The organism is Neglectibacter sp. X4, assembly GCF_009917365.1.
GTDB lineage: Bacteria > Bacillota > Clostridia > Oscillospirales > Acutalibacteraceae > Acutalibacter.
Genome location: NZ_QWLE01000361.1, coordinates 1 through 510, shown reverse-complemented (window position 1 = coordinate 510; position 510 = coordinate 1). Strand labels below are relative to the sequence as shown.

At 50.0% G+C, this 510-nt stretch carries 1 protein-coding gene; it reads right to left on the bottom strand.

Annotation, left to right across the window (positions count from 1 at the left end):
- Positions 1–50: 50 nt before the first annotated feature.
- Positions 51–510 (bottom strand): GyrI-like domain-containing protein (locus tag D1841_RS18580; protein ID WP_207710231.1); only part of this gene is annotated, 460 nt, incomplete at its 5' end.

Here is a 510-nt window from a genome sequence, read left to right as displayed (position 1 = left end):
GTACAAAAACTCACTTTCCCCATGTTGTAGCGCCTCCTTGTTTTTTCTTATCATACTCTATTTTCCTCCGCTGCGCAAGCTTTCTTCACAGGATGCCGAATCACAGTTTTGCACCGCTGTGCGGCGACTCTTCTTGGATCGGACAGATAAATTTCGTGGTGCCGCCGGTTTTCTGTAAAGTCTGTCACAAAACCCTGCTCTGCCACGTATGCCTCCATCAGCGCCACCGTTTGCGGCTCGTCATCATAAGCCCCCACGTGCATGCACTGAACACAAAGTCCTTCCTCCATCGTCAGATATTCCACTTTGGAGAAATCCCGTTTCTTCTTTGCTGTTGCTTCCGAGATCGCCCAGTCGAATTCTTCTCTGGTCACAAAATCCGGCAGCCGAATGGCTGAAATCCACTGAAAATCTTCTTTCCTGCTGAAATCGACGCCCTGCACGCCTTCCTGCCACCAAAATCCTTCCAGCGGAGGCACTACATAGTCAAAATAGCCCTCAATGCGATGG